The organism is Streptomyces sp. S186 (assembly GCF_051603415.1).
In the GTDB taxonomy this organism is placed as follows: domain Bacteria; phylum Actinomycetota; class Actinomycetes; order Streptomycetales; family Streptomycetaceae; genus Streptomyces.
The window spans coordinates 3,936,243-3,953,606 of the sequence record NZ_CP193932.1; the positions used below are offsets into that span (position 1 = coordinate 3,936,243).

13 protein-coding genes, 1 tRNA gene and 1 other RNA gene are annotated in these 17,364 nt (G+C 72.9%); 3 read left to right on the forward strand and 12 right to left on the reverse strand.

From position 1 onward, the window contains the following. Positions 1-10: 10 nt before the first annotated feature. Together ACRAS8_RS16765 and ACRAS8_RS16770 are read right to left on the reverse strand one after the other, a co-directional pair. Entirely contained in the window at positions 11-1,087 is a 1,077-nt protein-coding gene (locus tag ACRAS8_RS16765) for a hypothetical protein (protein WP_438486844.1), read from the reverse strand. Between the two features lie 108 nt (positions 1,088-1,195). Then, positions 1,196-2,029, reverse strand: coding sequence for a class I SAM-dependent methyltransferase (locus tag ACRAS8_RS16770; protein WP_438486845.1), 834 nt, complete (start codon positions 2,027-2,029; stop codon positions 1,196-1,198). Positions 2,030-2,176: 147 nt separating this feature from the next. Here ACRAS8_RS16770 and ACRAS8_RS16775 point away from each other — a divergent pair, with 147 nt between their 5' ends. Continuing rightward, the gene (locus ACRAS8_RS16775; protein ID WP_438490509.1) at positions 2,177-4,009 is read left to right on the forward strand and encodes a S9 family peptidase; all 1,833 of its coding nucleotides are present in this window, start codon (positions 2,177-2,179) and stop codon (positions 4,007-4,009) included. A 64-nt stretch (positions 4,010-4,073) separates the two neighbouring features. Here the strand turns inward: ACRAS8_RS16775 and ACRAS8_RS16780 are convergent, their stop codons facing one another. The 10 genes from ACRAS8_RS16780 to ffs all read right to left on the reverse strand — a co-directional run bounded on the left by ACRAS8_RS16780 (position 4,074) and on the right by ffs (position 14,691). Beyond that, positions 4,074-5,000, reverse strand: a complete 927-nt coding sequence (locus ACRAS8_RS16780; RefSeq protein WP_438486846.1) for an SURF1 family protein — start codon at positions 4,998-5,000, stop codon at positions 4,074-4,076. 95 nt (positions 5,001-5,095) lie between these two features. Continuing rightward, positions 5,096-6,298 carry a hypothetical protein gene (locus tag ACRAS8_RS16785; RefSeq protein WP_438486847.1) on the reverse strand — a complete coding sequence of 401 codons (1,203 nt, stop codon included), beginning with the start codon at positions 6,296-6,298 and terminating at the stop codon, positions 5,096-5,098. After that, a complete protein-coding gene (locus ACRAS8_RS16790) occupies positions 6,295-6,870 on the reverse strand; it encodes a SigE family RNA polymerase sigma factor (RefSeq protein ID WP_018536550.1) in 576 nt (191 codons plus the stop codon). Before ACRAS8_RS16790 ends, ACRAS8_RS16785 begins: the two co-directional genes overlap by 4 nt. A gap of 512 nt (positions 6,871-7,382) precedes the next feature. After that, positions 7,383-8,507, reverse strand: coding sequence for an aspartate-semialdehyde dehydrogenase (locus tag ACRAS8_RS16795; RefSeq protein ID WP_438486848.1), 1,125 nt, complete (start codon positions 8,505-8,507; stop codon positions 7,383-7,385). Continuing rightward, positions 8,504-9,775, reverse strand: a complete 1,272-nt coding sequence (locus ACRAS8_RS16800) for an aspartate kinase (protein ID WP_438486849.1) — start codon at positions 9,773-9,775, stop codon at positions 8,504-8,506. The genes ACRAS8_RS16795 and ACRAS8_RS16800 overlap by 4 nt, the downstream gene beginning before the upstream one ends. A 351-nt stretch (positions 9,776-10,126) precedes the next feature. Further along, entirely contained in the window at positions 10,127-10,789 is a 663-nt protein-coding gene (locus ACRAS8_RS16805) for a DUF5063 domain-containing protein (protein ID WP_438486850.1), read from the reverse strand. Next, positions 10,782-11,381, reverse strand: coding sequence for a recombination mediator RecR (recR, locus tag ACRAS8_RS16810; RefSeq protein WP_067348681.1), 600 nt, complete (start codon positions 11,379-11,381; stop codon positions 10,782-10,784). The genes ACRAS8_RS16805 and recR overlap by 8 nt, the downstream gene beginning before the upstream one ends. 75 nt (positions 11,382-11,456) lie before the next feature. Beyond that, positions 11,457-11,813 (reverse strand): YbaB/EbfC family nucleoid-associated protein, encoded by a 357-nt coding sequence (locus tag ACRAS8_RS16815; RefSeq protein WP_078507861.1) that lies wholly within the window; start codon positions 11,811-11,813, stop codon positions 11,457-11,459. Positions 11,814-12,014: 201 nt separating this feature from the next. Continuing rightward, positions 12,015-14,522 (reverse strand): DNA polymerase III subunit gamma and tau, encoded by a 2,508-nt coding sequence (locus ACRAS8_RS16820; RefSeq protein WP_438486851.1) that lies wholly within the window; start codon positions 14,520-14,522, stop codon positions 12,015-12,017. A gap of 70 nt (positions 14,523-14,592) precedes the next feature. Then, positions 14,593-14,691, reverse strand: an RNA gene (gene ffs / locus ACRAS8_RS16825) — signal recognition particle sRNA small type. Positions 14,692-14,811: 120 nt separating this feature from the next. Here ffs and ACRAS8_RS16830 point away from each other — a divergent pair. Beyond that, positions 14,812-14,899, forward strand: a tRNA-Ser gene (locus ACRAS8_RS16830). A gap of 191 nt (positions 14,900-15,090) precedes the next feature. Continuing rightward, positions 15,091-17,346 carry an MMPL family transporter gene (locus ACRAS8_RS16835; RefSeq protein WP_438486852.1) on the forward strand — a complete coding sequence of 752 codons (2,256 nt, stop codon included), beginning with the start codon at positions 15,091-15,093 and terminating at the stop codon, positions 17,344-17,346. The last annotated feature ends 18 nt before the right edge of the window (positions 17,347-17,364 follow it).

Sequence of the window (17,364 nt, forward strand, 5' to 3'; positions counted from 1 at the left end):
GGGCGGCCTCCTACTTCTCGTCTTCCGCCGTCGCCCGCCAGCTGACCGGGCGCGCACCGTCACCGCTGCCCTCGAAGGTCAGCGACGCCGGCGGGTCGCCCTTGGGCAGCATGTGGATGGTGCACTCGGTCACCGTGGCACCCGGCTTGAGCATCTTGTACGGGACCGCCTCGGGGCACTGCGGCACCCCGGGGCCGCCGATGTCCAGCAGGGTCATCTTCCGCGCCTGCCGGCCGCTGACACCGGTCAGCGTCAGGCCGTCGTTGAGGCTCGGGAGGAGGTCGTTCCGGCCGGTGTTCCGGTACACCACCGTCACGTAGTACGGGACGAGCTGCTTCTCGTCCGCGCCCAGGTCGAAGCGGCTCAGGTCGTCCAGGGAACCGGTGCGGACGCTCTTCGGGGTGGCCAGGGCGGTCGCCGTGCGGCGGTCGCTGTCGGTGGTGACCACGTCGGCGGGCTTGTGCGGGGGCAGCACCCCGGCCGCGCCCTGCTGCGCGCCGCCGATCTGCCACAGCAGGGTGTCCCCGCCGTCGTCCTTGTAGGAGACGTTCCCCGGCTTCAGCCCCTTGGGCAGCATGAAGATCTGGCAGACCGCCGAGGTCTCGCCGGCGGCCAGCGTCGTCTTGCCGGACTCCTGGCACTCGGGCGGCAGACCGTTGCCGGTGGCCAGCGGGTTGGTCCGGAACAGCGAGACCTGCTCGCCGGCCTGCCCGTCCACCCCGTTGACGGAGAAGTTCCGCTCCGGGTACAGCCCGCTCACCGTCCCCTTCCCGGTGTTGGTGTAGGAGACGGTGAGGTAGTACGGGACCAGCCCCTTGAGGCTGTCGTCCAGCCGGATGTGGGAGAGGTCCGAGGGGTGGCCGGCGGCCAGCCGGGTGGGCTTGAGCCGCAGCGGGTGTGCCTTGTGGTCGGAGCCCGTCCAGGTGCCGGTGCGGGCCGCGGACTCCATCGGCAGCGGCTTGGCGGGCACCACGGCGGGCGACGCCCCCGGCTTCGCCCTGCCACCGGACGCCCCGCCGCATCCCGCGACCAGCAGCATGAGCACGCCCGCGCCCACGGCGCCGGCTATCCGTCCGCGTCCCCGCACGGAACCCCCCGTCGTCGAACGGGCCGGCACATCCGGCCCGGCAGGCCGCCACACTAACCGGCCGGGCGCGGCGCGCCTCCGGCGGGCCCGCGCGGGCCCGCCGCCCCCTCAGGCCGGCTTCGTCGCCTTCAGGGAATACATCAGCGGCATGCGCGGCCGGTCGGCCGGGAAACGGTAGTAGCCGTCCTCGCCCCGCCGCAGCGCGCCGAAGCGCTGGAACAGCGTCACGTCGTGCTCGTGCAGGAACTCGACGCGCAGCCCGGCCCCCGCCACCGCGCTGACCACGTCCCCCAGGGAGTGCTGCCACTCCACGCTCCTGTTGTGGACCGTCGGCGCCTCGAAGTCCGTGTAACTGCCGGGGGTTTCCTCGTCCCACGCCGCGCTGCGGAAGTAGTCGTGGACGACGCGCGAACCGGTCTCCTCGTCCAGCACATCGCCCAGCGGATGGAATTCGGCGAGATAGAGAAATCCGCCGGGCGCGACCAGCGACGCGGCGGTCTCGGCCCAACCGACCAGGTCCGGAAGCCAGTTCACCGCCCCGATGCCGGTGTAGACGATGTCGTACGCGGGGTCGGGCACCGCCTCGGCGGCGTCGTAGACGTCGGCGGCGACGAAGGCCGCGCGGTCCGGGCCGTAGCCGAGTTCGGCGGCCAGGTCGCGGGCGGCCTCGACGGCTCGTTCGGAGAAGTCGAGGCCGACGACCCGGGCGGCGCCGCGGTGCGCCCAGGACAGCGTGTCCTGGCCGAAGTGGCACTGGAGATGGAGCAGGCTCCGGCCGGTGACGTCGCCGACCTCCGCTGCCTCGAAGTCGCGGATCACGTCCCGGGTCCGCCGGAAGGTGTCCTGGTCGTAGTAATCGCTGGCGGTGTGGAGGGCGACGCGCTCGTCCCACCGCGCGCGGTTCGCCTCGCGCCAGCCGTCGGGACCGGTCCGTTCTCGCATGGGCCGAAGTTATCCACAGCCCGCCGGCCTCGCCAACGGAAATTTCCCCGCCGGGCGCAGAATGGCCCCATGACTGACGAGACCACAGGCCCCGGCCGCACCCCCCCCGCCCCCCCCCCCGCCCTCCCCCGTTCCGCCGACGCCGCCATGCCGGACTGGGAGAAGCGCTTCCGCGCCCCGCGGATCGGCCTGCCGGAGTGGGCCGAATACGCCCCGGACCGCTCCCTGTTCGTCTCGAACGCCACCGGCACCTTCGAGCTCTACGCCTGGGACCGCGCGACCGGCACCCGGCGCCAGGCCACCGACCGCCCGCACGGCACCACCGACGGCACGCTCTCGCCGGACGGCGAGTGGATCTGGTGGTTCTCGGACACCGACGGGGACGAGTTCGGCATCTGGATGCGCCAGCCGTTCGCCGGCGGCCCGGACGAGCCCGCCGCACCGGGCCTCGACGCCTCGTACCCGGGCGGCCTGGCCCTCAACCGGGACGGCACGGCCGTGATCGGCCGCTCCACCGACGAGGACGGCTCGACGGTCCACGTCGTACGGCCCGGGGAGAAGCCGGTGGAGATCTACCGCCACCGCGAGTCGGCGGGCGTCGGCGATCTCTCCCACGACGGCTCGCTGATCGCCATCGAGCACACCGAGCACGGCGACGCCATGCACTCCGCCATCCGCGTCGTCCGCCCCGACGGCTCGACCGTCGCCGAGCTGGACGACACCAACGGCGGCACGGAGGAGCTGGGCCTGTCGGTGATGGGCTTCGCGCCGGTGGACGGCGACAGCCGACTGCTGGTGGGGCACCAACGGCGGGGCCACTGGGAGCCGATGATCTGGGACCCGCTGACGGGCGTGGAGACGGCCCTGGAGATCGACCTGCCCGGCGACGTCGGCGCCGACTGGTATCCGGACGGCTCGGCGCTACTGGTGGAGCACGCCTACCAGGCCCGCAGCGAGCTGTGGCGCTACGACCTCGGCACCCCGCCGTCCGGCACGGACACCGGAGCCGACGCCCCGGCCGGCCGCCTGAGCCGGGTCGAGACTCCTGTGGGCACGGTCTCGGGCGCCACCGCCCGCCCCGACGGGACGGTGGAGTTCCTGTGGTCGTCCGCCGCCCAGCCGCCGGAGGTGTGGTCGACGGACGGCACCGTCGTCCTGGACCCGCCCGGGATGAAGGCCCCCGGCTCGGTCCCGGTGACGGACGCCTGGGTGGACGGCCCCGGCGGCCGCATCCACGCCCTGGTGCAGCAGCCCCCCGGCCCGGGGCCCTTCCCCACCGTCTTCGACATCCACGGCGGCCCGACCTGGCACGACAGCGACTCCTTCGCCTCGTCGCCGGCCGCCTGGGTGGACCACGGCTTCGCGGTCGTCCGCGTCAACTACCGCGGCTCGACGGGCTACGGCCGCGCCTGGACGGACGCGCTCAAGCACCGCGTCGGGCTGATCGAGCTGGAGGACATCGCCGCGGTGCGGGAGTGGGCCGTCGCCTCCGGTCTCGCGGACCCGGAGCGGCTGGTGCTCGCCGGCGGCTCCTGGGGCGGCTATCTGACGCTGCTGGGCCTGGGCGCCCAGCCGGACGCCTGGGCGCTCGGGCTGGCCGCGGTCCCGGTGGCGGACTACGTCACGGCGTACCACGACGAGATGGAGGCGCTGAAGGCCATGGACCGCACCCTCCTGGGCGGCACGCCGGAGGAGGTCCCCGAGCGCTTCGAGGCGTCCTCCCCGCTGACGTACGTCGACGCCGTGCGGGCCCCCGTCTACATCTCCGCCGGCGTCAACGACCCCCGCTGCCCGATCCGGCAGATCGAGAACTACGTCCAGCGCCTGGAACAGCGCGCCCACCCGCACGAGGTCTACCGCTACGACGCCGGCCACGGCTCCCTCGTCGTCGAGGAACGCATCAAACAGGTCCGCCTGGAACTCGACTTCGCCCAGCGCTACCTCAACTTGCCCCGTCACGCCCCGCAGTCCACGCAGTAGCGGTGCGGGGGGGGAGGCGGGGGCGGGGGGCCGGGGGGGGAGGAGAGGGGAAGCCCCCCGGGGCCTACTTCCCCGCCGGGACTCCGTCCCCGGCCACACCCTCCGGAGCCACACCCTCCGGAGCCACACCCTCCGGCGCCGCACCCTCGGTTGCCGCACCCTCCGCGGCCACGCCCCCGCCGGCCGCCGTCCCTGGTGTCCCCTCCGGGAGGATGCCCAGGGCGGCGTCCTTGGCGGCCTCGGCCTCGCGGCGGACCAGGCGGAACCACATGAAGAGCACAAAGCCCGCGAAGACGAACCACTCGCCCGTGTAACCGAGGTTCTGGAACGCCTTCATGTCCAGGCCGCTGCCCTGCGCGGCGGCCGGCGGAACGGCGCGCAGCGGCGCCGGCGGGTCGCTGAGCGTGATCCACGCGTCATAGACGCCGTACGGCACGAGGTTCACCAGCGACGCCGCGCTGATCATGCCGAGCTGTCCCGCCGGCAGCCCGCCGCCCGCCCTGACCCCGGCCGTGCCCTGGTTCTCCGACGCCTGCAGCGCCCCGGTCACGGTGACCGTGCCCGCCGGCGGCGCCGGCACCCTGGCCGCGTCGGCCTTGGCGTCCGGGTCGCCGGGCAGCCAGCCGCGGACGACCGGGAGGGCCTTGCCGCTGTCCGTGCGCAGCAGGGTCAGGACGTAGAAGCCCTGCTGGTCGCCGTGGTCGCCCTGGAGGGTGCGGCCGGGGACCAGAAACTGGTGCCCGGCGTCGTAACGGCCGCGGGCGGTGGCCTGGTGACCGGAGGTGACCTGGTCGACCGGCAGCAGACTGTCCAGCGGCCGGGGAGCGGCGGCCTTCGCGTCGGCGGATCGGTTCTCCTGCTGCTGGTGCGAGGCGACCCGGGCGTCGAAACGGCTCAGCTGCCAACTGCCCATGAAGATGCAGAAGGGGATCGCCAGCACGGCGAAGACGTTGATTCCCCACCACCGCGGGGTCAGCAGGAACCGGTACACCCCACCAACGGTACGGGGCCCGCGCCGCACGGCCGCACCGCCCCCTCCCGCCACCGCTCCGGCCCCGGCACCGGGGCCGTCGGGAACGACCCGCCCTAAGGAGCCGCGAGCGGGCTCGTGCGGTACACCGTGCCCGAGCAGGCGTCCGTGAGCTTGGCGTCGGCCGCGACGGGCTGGCCCGCCTCCGGCGTATGGGTCAGGACCACGCCGCCGGCCGCCGCGCCACCGTCCGCGGAGCCTTCGGTGCCACCGGCCTGACCGCCGGTGCCGGTGCCGCTGCCGCTCGCCGACGCCGCGGCGCCCGGCGACTCCCCCGGCGCCTTGGACGGGTCGGGCGACGGCGACGGCCCCGGGCTGACGCATCCGGACGTGCCGCCGCCCGCCGCCGGAATCCAGGCGAACTTGACCTCGTACGCCTGCCCCGGCTTCAGCACCAGCTGGCTGGGCGTGGTCGCCGGGTCCGGCAGGCCGGTGGCGTCGTCACCGGAGGTGTGGTCGACGACATGGATCTTGTCGGCCTTGGTGGCGCCCTGCGGGGCGAAGTCCACGGTCCCGCCGCCCTCGACGGAACACGCCGCGCCGGAGGTGTTCACCACCCGGAACGCGCCGTAGACCCGGCCCGCGGAGTCGGCCGGGCCGACCGTCGCGGTCCCCTTGCCGAGCTGGTCGCGTGCGCAGACCGGCGAGGTGACGTCCATGGTCGTGTCGGGAGCGGGCGTACCGGCGCCGGGGACGGGTTCCGCACCCGGTGTCGCGGCGCCCTTGCCCTCCTTGCCCGACGGCCGCCCGGGGCCGGGCGTCCGGCCGTCCGCGCCGGTGGGCCGGGTGCCGGACCGTTCGGTGCCCTCGCCGTGCGCGCCGCTGGTGTCCTGCTGGTCGGCGCTCCGGCTGCTCGCGGCGTTGGCCGGACGGTCGCCGGGGGCGTCGTCGAAGCTCGCGACATGCACCATCGCCGGGACCGCCGTACCGCCGAGCAGCAGCGCGGCGGCCGCGCCCACCAGGGCATGGCGCCGCCGCTGGCGCCGCGCCGGGACCGCCCGCCGCAGCTGCTCCAGCGCGTCCGGCGCGGGCTCCAGGTCGGCGACGGTGGTCTGCAGCAGCCGCCGCAGCTCGTCCTCGCCGCCGAAACCGGCGTCGTCGGAACCGCCCTCGCCGAAACCGGCACCCTCGAAGCCGGCCCCCCGACCGGTCTCGCCGCTCCGTCTGCCCCGGTCGCCCCGGGCCTCGTCCGCGCCCCGGTCGCCCCAGTCGCCCCCGTCGTGCCCGGTGTTTCCCCGGTCGGGCCTTGCCGCACTCACGCCGGAGCCTCCATGGCGACGCGCAGCGCCGCGATTCCCCGCGAGCCGTACGCCTTGACCGAGCCCAGCGATATGCCCAGCGTCTCGGCGACCTGAGCCTCCGTCATATCGGCGAAGTAGCGGAGCACCAGCACCTCGCGCTGGCGGCGCTGCAGCCCGCGCATCGCCTTGATGAGCTGGTCCCGCTCCAGCAGGTCGTATGCGCCCTCCTCGGCGCTCGCCATGTCGGGCATGGGCTTGGAGAGCAGCTTCAGCCCGAGGATGCGGCGGCGCAGCGCGGAGCGCGAGAGGTTGACGACCGTCTGTCGCAGGTAGGCCAGGGTCTTTTCGGGATCGCGCACCCGGCCGCGGGCGGAGTGCACGCGGATGAAGGCTTCCTGTACGACGTCCTCGCAGGAGGCCGTGTCGTCGAGGAGCAGCGCCGCCAGGCCGAGGAGCGAGCGGTAGTGCGCGCGATAGGTCTCGGTGAGGTGGTCGACTGTGGTGCCGGCTGCCATCGCGTCGTCAGTGTCCCCACGCTGCGTCGAGAGCTGCGCGGGGCGCGCGGCGGACCAGGGGGCGATCACCGGCATGCCCCCGGAAACCCGTGGGCGCGGGCGCACTGCCGCGCCTGCCGCTCCCGCCGGGGCGATGGTGAATCCGAGTACCTCTGCCACGCCTGTTGGACACGCTTCCCCCCAAAAGGGTTGTACGCGCAAGGCACCGCTTGTGGCGATGCGTCAAATGCCCTCATGCGTACCAGCTCTTCCCAAGTACCCCAATTGCCCTGATACGACTGCCCTGACGCAATCGTTCCGCCACCCCAGGGCCCCGGAAGCGGTCCGCGCGTGCCGCGGGCCACCCCAGGGGGTGACCCGGAAAGACGCCGGCTACCGCCCGCCGGTTGCAGCACCGCGGGAAGCGAATGATCGAACAGAACATCAGCCCAGATCAAGTGGTCCGGACCAGCACTCCACACACGAAATCTTCACACGTCCCACAAATCATCTCGCAGGGGGGCACCCCTCCGCAGCCACTCTCCCCAACTTCCGCGTCCCTTGGGGAACCAGCCCACCGCACCGCATACTCGCCACGCCCCTTCCCCTTACTCCTCCGCGCCCCGCAGCTCCCCCGCCACCAACTCCCCGATCTGGGCCATGTTCAGGGCCGCGCCCTTGCGCAGGTTGTCACCGCACACGAAGAGCTCCAGCGCCCGGGGGTCGTCCAGCGACCGCCGGACCCGGCCCACCCACGTCGGATCCGTGCCGGCCACGTCCGACGGGGTCGGATACGCGTCCTCCGCCGGATCGTCGAACAGCACGACCCCGGGCGCGGCCGCCAGGATCTCGTGCGCCCCGGCGACCGTGACCTCGTTCTCGAAGCGCGCGTGCACGGCCATCGAGTGCGCGGTGAGCACCGGCACCCGCACACAGGTCGCGGTGACCGGCAGCTCGGGCAGCCCCAGCACCTTCCGGGACTCCTCCCGGATCGTCAGCTCCGCCGAGGACCAGCCGTCCGCCCGGAGCGCACCGGCCCACGGCACGACGTTGAGGGCGAGCGGCGCCGGGAACGGCCCGAGGGTGTCGCCGACCGCCCGCCGGACATCGCCCGGCGCGGTGCCCAGCTCCGTACCGGACACCGCCGAGAGCTGCGCCCGCAGCGTGTCGGTGCCGGCCTGCCCGGCCTCGGACGCCGCCTGGTACGAGGAGACGACCAGTTCGCTCAGCCCGTACTCGGCGTGCAGTGCGCCGAGAACGACGATCATCGACAGCGTGGTGCAGGCCGGGTTGGCGATGATGCCGCGGGGCCGGATCCGCGCCGCGCACGCGTTGACCTCGGGCACCACCAGCGGCACGTCCGGGTCCGAACGGAACGTGCCCGAATTGTCCACCGCCACCGCGCCCTTGGAGACCGCGACCGGCACCCATCGCGCGGCGACCTCGTCCGGCACGACGAACATCGCGACGTCGACGCCGTCGAAGGCTTCCTCGCTCGCCGCGAGGACCTCGGCCTCCTCACCGCGCACCGTCAGCTTGCGGCCGGCGGACCGGGGAGCGGCGATCAACCGGATCTCGCCCCAGACATCCGCCCGCTCGGAGAGGATCCCGAGCAGAACGCGGCCGACGGCACCGGTGGCGCCGACGACCGCGAGACGGGGCTTGGCGGCCGGGCGGGCCCCCGTCCCGGCCGTGTCGGCGAGGGACGGGCGGCCCGCCTCGGCCGGGATCATCGCCCGGTGCCGCCGTAGACGATCGCCTCGTCGCTCTCGCTGTCGAGACCGAAGGCGCTGTGCACCGCCTGGACGGCCTCGTTGACGTCATCGGCCCGGGTGACGACCGAGATGCGGATCTCGGAGGTCGAGATGAGCTCGATGTTCACGCCCGCGTTCGACAGCGCCTCGAAGAACGTCGCGGTCACGCCGGGGTTGGTCTTCATGCCGGCGCCGACCAGCGAGATCTTGGCGATCTGGTCGTCGTAGCGGAGCGAGTCGAAGCCGACCGCGGCGCGGGTCTTCTCCAGTGCCGCGACGGCCTTGCGGCCCTCGGCCTTCGGCAGCGTGAAGGAGATGTCCGTCAGGCCGGTGGAGGCCGCCGACACGTTCTGCACGACCATGTCGATGTTGACCTCGGAGTCGGCGATGGCACGGAAGATCCGCGCGGCCTCGCCCGGCTTGTCCGGGACCCCGACGACCGTGACCTTCGCCTCGGAGGTGTCATGCGCGACGCCCGAGATGATTGCCTGCTCCATCGGCCTGTCCCCTTGCGGTTCGTTGCTGACCCACGTGCCCCGCAGCCCCGAGAAGGACGAGCGGACGTGGATCGGGATGTTGTAACGGCGTGCGTACTCGACGCACCGGTGCAGCAGCACCTTGGAGCCGGAACTGGCCAGCTCCAGCATGTCCTCGAACGAGATCCAGTCGATCTTCCGGGCCTTCTTCACGACCCGCGGGTCGGCGGTGAAGACACCGTCCACGTCGGTGTAGATCTCGCAGACATCGGCGTTCAGGGCGGCGGCGAGCGCCACCGCGGTGGTGTCCGAACCACCGCGCCCCAGCGTCGTGATGTCCTTCTTGTCCTGGGACACACCCTGGAAGCCGGCGACGATGGCGATGTTGCCCTCGTCGACGGAGGTCTGGATGCGGCCCGGCGTGACGTCGATGATCCGCGCCTTGTTGTGCACGGAGTCGGTGATCACACCGGCCTGGCTGCCGGTGAAGGACTGCGCCTCATGGCCGAGGTTTTTGATCGCCATCGCCAGCAGGGCCATGGAGATCCGCTCTCCGGCGGTCAGCAGCATGTCGAACTCGCGCCCCGACGGGATCGGGGACACTTCCTGCGCGAGATCGATCAGCTCGTCCGTCGTGTCGCCCATCGCCGAGACCACCACGACAACCTGGTTGCCGTTCTTCTTGGCCTCGACGACTCGCTTGGCGACGCGCTTGATGCCCTCGGCATCCGCAACGGATGAGCCGCCGTACTTCTGCACGACAAGGCCCACGTGCGCTCCTCGCAACTGTCTCTGCGGGAGGGAGTCCCTCCCGGACCCCCGGACACGGGGGTACTGCGGTCGGCTCAGTCTAACGAGCGGGCGGAATCCACCCCGCTACTACCACATCGTGAGACACCGGACGCGCGTCCCGATCGACGCGCCCACCGTGGGTCGGCCTTGCGGAAGGCGCCCGATGAGCGCGCCGAACGCGGCCCGTGAACTCCGTGTCCCTCGCCGGTCCAGCGCGGTGCTCCGTCGCACCGGCTCGGCGTGCGCCTTCCCGCTCCGGCCCCGGGCACACGGAAACGTAACCCAGGTCACACCCGCATTCCGTTTTGGATACGCGGCGGCGACGACGGGTCACACGCCGTGCAGCCCCAGCGGCCCGGCGATCTCCGCCGCCATGACCCTGCCCGCCTCCTCGGCGAGCCGCTCCTCGTCCCCGGCGGCGTCGCTGTCGGTGTCCAGGCCGTCCAGCGCGTCCAGCGGCTGGTCGAGGCGTACGTGCGCGACCAGCGACTGCAGCGCCCGCAGGGTCGCCGAGGCGGTCGGGCCCCAGTTGGAGAGGTAGGAGAACTGCCACCACCACAGGGCCTCGGTGACCCGGCCCGCCCGGTAGTGCGCCAGTCCGTGCCGCAGGTCGGTGATGATGTCGGCGAGGTCGTCGGAGATCCGGGACGCCACCGGCTCGCTGCGCGGCACGTACGGATCGAAGACCTCGGAGTAGACGTCGACCGGGTCGAGCAGCCGCGCGAACCGCTCGCGCAGCTCGTCCACGTCCGGCTCCGGACCGGTGTCCGTCTCGTACCGCTCGTCGGGAACGATGTCCTCGTGCGCACCCAGCCGGCCCCCCGTGAGCAGCAGCTGGGAGATCTCCAGCAGCAGAAAGGGCACCGCGCTGTCCGGCTCGTCGCCCTTGGCGACCTCGGTCACCGCGACGATGAAGCTCTCGATCGAGTCGGAGATCGAAACGGCGAAGTCGTCCGGGTTCTGTGTCGTGTCGTGGAGCGTCGCGTCAGACATCGAGAAGTCTCCTCCCTTCGAAGGCCCGCCCGAGCGTGACCTCGTCGGCATACTCCAGATCGCCTCCGACCGGCAGCCCACTGGCCAGTCGCGTCACTTTGAGGCCCATCGGCTTGATCATGCGGGCAAGGTACGTGGCCGTGGCCTCGCCCTCCAGATTCGGGTCGGTGGCCAGGATCAGCTCGGTGACCGTGCCGTCCGCGAGCCGGGCCAGGAGTTCCCGTATCCGCAGGTCGTCGGGGCCGACGCCCTCGATCGGACTGATCGCGCCGCCGAGGACGTGGTAGCGGCCGCGGAACTCCCTCGTCCGCTCGATCGCCACGACGTCCTTGGGCTCCTCCACGACGCAGATGACCGCCGGATCGCGCCGCGGGTCAAGGCAGACCCGGCACTGCTCCTCCTGCGCGACGTTGCCGCACACGCTGCAGAACCGGACCTTCGCCTTCACCTCCATCAGCGCGTTCGCGAGCCGGCGGACATCGGTCGGCTCGGCCTGAAGAATGTGGAAGGCGATCCGCTGCGCGCTCTTGGGACCGACGCCGGGCAGCCTGCCCAACTCGTCGATCAGGTCCTGGACCACGCCTTCATACACGGAACGTCTTCTCTCTCTTCTGCCGTGCTGCGTACGCTAGTTGGCTACTCCTCAGAAAGGGAGGCCAAAGGTTCCTCAGAAGGGGAGACCGGGGATGCCGCCACCGCCGCCGCCCAGCGCCTGGGCGAGCGGGCCGAGCTTCTGCTGCTGGAGCTTCTGCGCGGTGGCGTTGGCGTCGCGGACCGCCGCGAGGACGAGGTCGGCGAGGGTCTCGGCGGTCTCCTCCGCGGAGTCGGTGTCGACCGCCTTCGGGTCGATCACCAGCCCCTGGAGCTCGCCGGAGCCCGTCACCGTCGCCTTGACCAGGCCGCCTCCCGCGGAACCCTCCACGGGCGTCTCCGCCAGCTCCTGCTGGGCGGCCGCGAGGTCCTGCTGCATCTTCTGGGCCTGCTGCAGCAGCTGCTGCATATTGGGCTGACCACCGGGGATCACGACATGACTCCTGCCGTACGACAACGTTTGTGCGGTAGCCCGAGCCTACGTGTTTCCCGCGCCCGGCGCCCTACACCGCAGGGAGGAGCACTGGTGTGCCCCGTACGCCCCTGGGACGGGCCCGGCGCCGCCGCTCCGCCCCCGCGCCGCGCGCAGCGCGTCCGCCCGGTGACGCCCCGCCACCGGCTATGCGTTGTCGAACTATTCGTTGTCGAACTCCTCCAGGACCGTCGCCCCCAGCTCGCGCACGATCAGCTCGTGCCCGCTGAGCGCGGAGTCGACGAGATCCGGGTCGTCCTCCGCCGGCATGTCGTACTCGATCGACATCGAGGACTCCGGCGCGGTGTACGAGGGCTCGGCCGCGGGCCCGCCCTGACCGCCGCCGGTGGACGGCGACGACGCCACCGCCTCGCGCGCCATCCGGGCGCCCTGGCCGCTGCCCCCGCCCGGCCCCTGCTCCGGGGCCGGGGCGCTCTGCCGGGCCGGGGCCTGCGGCGCCGACTGCTGCGGGGCACCGGACCCGCCGCCGTATCCGCCGCTCGCGCCGCCACCGAAGCCGCCCCCGCCGCCGCGGGCGCCGCCGGCCGGCGGACTGGCGCCACCGGACGGATCGACGATCGCCTCGACCCGCCACGGGAGCTGGAAGTTCTCGGCGAGGACCTCCTTGAGGACGTCCTCGCTGCCGCCGTTGGCGAAGCTGTCGCGGGCCCCGGCATTCGGGAAGCCGATCTGGAGGGTGGTGCCGTCGAAGCCGGATACCTGGGCGTTCTGGCTCAGCAGGATCCAGGTGAAGCGCCGCCGGCCCTTGACCGCGTCCAGGATCTGCGGCCAGAGCTGCCGCACCTGCGCCGCGCCCTGCGCCGCCGCGCCGGCCCCCGCCTGCCCGGACCCCGCGGCACCCCCGGCACCGGAAGCGGGCGCTCCGCCCGCCGCACCGGCCGGACCGGCCCCGGACGCGGCAGGCGCCCCGGCCCCGGACTGCCCAGCCGAGCCGCCCGGGCCGCCCGATCCACTCTGCCCGGCCTGAGCTGCCTGCCCTGCCTGCCCTGCCTGACCCGTCTGCCCGGCCGGTCCGCCCTGGCCCGGTGCCACGGCCGACGGCCAGCTTCCGGGCTGCCGCGCGGCGGCACCCTGCCCGGCGCCGGCCGCACCGGGACCACGGGTCCCACCGGGCCAGGCACCCGGCCGCGCCGCCCCGCCTTGCGAAGCGTCCGCGGGCCCGGCCGGCGCTTCCGCACCACCGGAACCCGCCGGGGCAACGGGGGCAGCAGGAGCCGCAGGAGCAGAGGGCCCCGGCCCCGCGGAGCCACCGGCGCCCGCCTCGGCCCCCGCACCCGGGCCGGGCGACGGGGCCGCGCCCGTCGTCCCCCGCACCGCGGCCCGCGCCGCGGCCGGCCCGGACGGCCCGGAGGCCGGCATCGGCGGATGTGCCTCCGCCCCCGGCGCGTACGCCACCGAGGGACCACCGGACTCCATCACGGCCCCCGCAGGACCGACGCCACCGGCCGGCCCCGGTCCGCCGCCCAGCGCCATCGCCGCCCCGCCCGCGCCGATGCCGCGCTCCAGGCGGTCCAGCCGCGCCTGCACCGACCGCTCGTCGTCATACGCCGCCGGCAGCAGCACCCGGGCGCAGATCAGCTCCAGCTGGAGCCGCGGGGAGGTCGCCCCGCGCATCTCCGTCAGCCCCGCATTGACCAGGTCCGCGGCGCGGCTCAGCTCCGCCGCCCCGAACACCGACGCCTGCGCCGTCATCCGCTCCACGACATCGGCCGGGGCATCGATCAGCCCCTTCTCTCCCGCATCCGGCACCGCCGCCAGGATCACCAGGTCCCGCAGCCGCTCCAGCAGATCGGCCACGAACCGCCGCGGATCGTTCCCGCCCTCGATGACCCGGTCCACGACCTCGAAGGCCGCCGCTCCGTCCCCCGCCGCGAACGCCTCGACGACGGCGTCCAGCAGCGAACCGTCGGTGTATCCCAGCAGCGACGTCGCCATGGCATATGTCACACCGTCCGCGCCGGCCCCGGCGAGCAGCTGGTCCATCACCGACATCGAGTCACGCACCGAGCCGGCCCCGGCCCGCACCACCAGCGGCAGCACGCCGTCCTCGACCGGGATGTCCTCCCGCCCGCAGACCTCCGCGAGGTAGTCCCGCAGAGTGCCCGGCGGCACCAGCCGGAACGGGTAGTGATGCGTCCGCGACCGGATCGTCCCGATGACCTTTTCCGGCTCGGTCGTGGCGAAGATGAACTTCAGATGCTCCGGCGGCTCCTCGACGACCTTCAGCAGGGCGTTGAAGCCCGCCGAGGTCACCATGTGCGCCTCGTCGATGATGTAGATCTTGTACCGGCTGCTGGCCGGCCCGAAGAACGCCTTCTCCCGCAGCTCACGCGCGTCGTCGACGCCACCGTGCGACGCCGCGTCGATCTCGATCACATCGATCGAGCCCCGGCCGTTCCGCGCGAGATCCACACACGACTGACACGTCCCGCACGGAGTGGGAGTGGGACCTTCCTCACAGTTCAGACAGCGCGCCAGGATCCGCGCGCTCGTCGTCTTGCCACAGCCGCGCGGCCCGCTGAACAGATACGCGTGGTTGACCCGGTTGTTCCGCAACGCCTGCTGCAGCGGGTCGGTCACGTGCTCTTGCCCGATGACCTCGGCGAAGGTCTCGGGGCGGTAGCGGCGGTACAGCGCAAGGGACGACACGCATACGACGATATCGGGCCGCACTGACAACCGACCCGCCCCCGAGCCCTCGACTCCCCTCGGGCCGGGAAACGCAAGCGCCCCTCACGCACCCGCCAGAGCCGACCTACCCTTGCTGCCTTCCGGCCCTGGGGGAGTTCAGTCAGATAGCGCCACGTGAGGGGCTGCGCCCCACATTAGCGGATCCCACCCCCTGAAAACGACCCGCACCCTCTCGCCACCCTCGCCCCGACCCCCTCCCCCGGATCATGTTCGCGAGCACTCCCCAACGTCTTGTATTGTTTGCGGCGGAGGATTCGCCTAGTGGCCTAGGGCGCACGCTTGGAAAGCGTGTTGGGGGCAACCCCTCACGAGTTCGAATCTCGTATCCTCCGCCAGTGCTCTCACCGGGCACGTTGTCGAAGGGCCCCACCGTTCGCGGTGGGGCCCTTCGACGTTCCTCAGCCGTGGCGATGAACGCCGGGGGGGGGTAGGGCCACCCCCACCCCCGTCGTCCACCGGGCGGTGGAGGGGAAGTACCACCGGCCGATGCTGTTGGGCGTGGGGGCTCCGCGGCGAGGGTCTTCGTATGAGAGAGCTACCTGTGCGCGCCGCCCGCTGGAGTGCGCTGCATCCCTGGCGCGCGATCATCGGCTGGCTGGTGTTCGTCGTGCTGTGCCTGGGCCTCGGTGCCGCGGTCGGCACCCACAACGCCACCACCGAGGACTACCGGGTCGGCGAGGCCGGCCGGGCCGAGGCGATGGCCTCCGAAGGGCACCTGGAGCGCAGGCCCACCGAGCAGGTGCTGGTCTCAGCCCGGTCCGGTGCCCTGGACCGGCCGGCCGCCGAGGCCGCCGCGCGGGACGTCGCCGCCCGGATGGCGAGGCTGCCCGAGGTCGAGAGCGTGGCCGCGCCGCGTATCGCCCGCGACGGTCAGGCCGTCATGGTCGAAGTCGCCATGCGGGGGCCGGAGTTGGAGGCCCGTAAGCATGTCGGTCCGCTGTGGGCGCAGACCACGGCGGCGCAGCGGAGCCATCCCGCTCTGCTGGTGGAGGAGACCGGAGGCCCCTCCATCAGCAAGGGTGTGGATGCTCAGCGCGGCGATGACCTGGCGCTCTCCGAGGCGATCACCCTGCCCGCCACCCTGATCACCCTGCTGCTGGCGTTCGGCTCTCTCGTGATGGCCACCGTGCCGCTGCTGCTGGCGCTTTCGTCGATCGCCGCGGCCATGGGTCTGTCCATGGTGGCCTCGCACCTTTTGCCCGACGCCGGGGTCGGCACCAACGTCATCATTCTGATCGGCCTCGCGGTGGGCGTCGACTACACGCTCTTCTACCTCAAGCGGGAACGGGAGGAACGGGCGCGCTCCGCCGGCCGGCTCGGCCCCGAGGCGGTGGTGGAGCTGGCCGCGGCGACCTCGGGACGCGCGGTCGTGGTCTCCGGGCTCGCGGTGGTCGTCTCGACGGCCACCCTGTATCTGGCCTCCGACGTCATCTTCTCCTCGCTGGCGACCGGCACCATCGTCGTCGTGCTGGTCGCCGTGGCCAGTTCGCTGACGGTACTGCCCGCGCTGCTGGTCAAGGCCGGGCAGCGGGCGCAGCGCAGGGCGGAGCGCGGGGAGGCCCGCCGGGCGGACGGTACGCGCCGGCCGCGGAGCCGCCGGGCGCGGCGGATGCGGACGGGCGGGACGGGCCGGATGCGGACGGGCGGGACCGGCCGGATGCGGACGGGCGGGACCGGCCGGGGGTGGGCGGCGCTGACCCGTCCCGCGAGCAGCCACCCGGTACTCACCCTGGGTGTCTCCGTGCTGCTCCTGCTGGGCCTGGCCGCCCCGCTGGCGGGGCTGAAGCTGGTCGAGATGAGCCGCGACACCCACTCCCGCGCCGTCCCCGCGATGCGGACCTACGACCGGCTGAACGCGGCCTTCCCTGAGCACCGGGTCCTGCATCAGGTCGTGGTGCGCGCCCGGCCGGACCGAGCCGGTGAAGTGGCCGCCGCGCTCCGGGAACTCGGCCGCCGCGCACAGGCCGACCCGCTGTTCACCGGCCGGCCCCGGCTGCGCACGTCGGACGACCACCGCATCGGCGTGCTGGAGCTGTCCGTCCCGTATCCGGGCAACTCCGACCAGGCGCGGCGGTCCCTCGCCCACCTCCGGAACGCCTACCTGCCCGCCACCGTCGGCCGGATACCCGGCGCCGAGACCGGGGTGACCGGCGACGTCGCCCGGACCACCGACTACCCCGCCCACCAGACCGCCAGGCTGCCGCTGGTCATCGGCGCGCTGCTGCTGGTCACCTTCGTCATGACGGCGCTGGCCTTCCGCTCGGTGGTGCTCGGGCTGCTCGGCGTCGTGCTCAACCTGCTCTCCGCCGCCGGCGCGCTGGGGCTGCTGGTCCTGGTCTTCCAGGGCACCTGGGCCGAGGGCCTGCTGGGCTTCCACTCCACCGGATCGATCGGCTCCCGGGTACCGCTGTTCCTGTTCGTGATCCTCTTCGGGCTGTCGATGGACTATCAGGTGTTCGTGGTCAGCCGGATCAGGGAGGCCGTCCTGAGCGGCGTACCGACACGCAGGGCCGTGGTCGACGGGATCGGCGGCTCCGCCGCGGTGGTGACCAGCGCCGCGGTGGTGATGGTGACGGTCTTCGCCGGCTTCGTCTTCCTGCACCTCATCGAGATGAAGCAGATCGGTTTCGTGCTGGCGGCAGCGGTGCTGCTGGACGCCTTCGTCATCCGGATCATGGTGCTGCCGGCGGCCATGACGCTCCTCGGCGAGGCGAGTTGGTGGCCCGGGCGCGGAGTACCGCGCAGGCGGCGGCCCGCGGTGGCGGCGGTCCACGTAGGTTGACCACCATGATCCGCTTGA

Bases quoted from the DNA above. Each gene is read 5' to 3' on its own strand.
- ACRAS8_RS16770 (WP_438486845.1), bottom strand. From the start codon at position 2,029: ATGCGAGAACGGACCGGTCCCGACGGCTGGCGCGAGGCGAACCGCGCG.
- ACRAS8_RS16775 (WP_438490509.1), top strand. From the start codon at position 2,177: ATGCCGGACTGGGAGAAGCGCTTCCGCGCCCCGCGGATCGGCCTGCCG.
- ACRAS8_RS16790 (WP_018536550.1), bottom strand. From the start codon at position 6,870: ATGCCGGTGATCGCCCCCTGGTCCGCCGCGCGCCCCGCGCAGCTCTCG.
- ACRAS8_RS16795 (WP_438486848.1), bottom strand. From the start codon at position 8,507: ATGATCCCGGCCGAGGCGGGCCGCCCGTCCCTCGCCGACACGGCCGGG.
- ACRAS8_RS16805 (WP_438486850.1), bottom strand. From the start codon at position 10,789: ATGTCTGACGCGACGCTCCACGACACGACACAGAACCCGGACGACTTC.
- ACRAS8_RS16835 (WP_438486852.1), top strand. From the start codon at position 15,091: ATGAGAGAGCTACCTGTGCGCGCCGCCCGCTGGAGTGCGCTGCATCCC.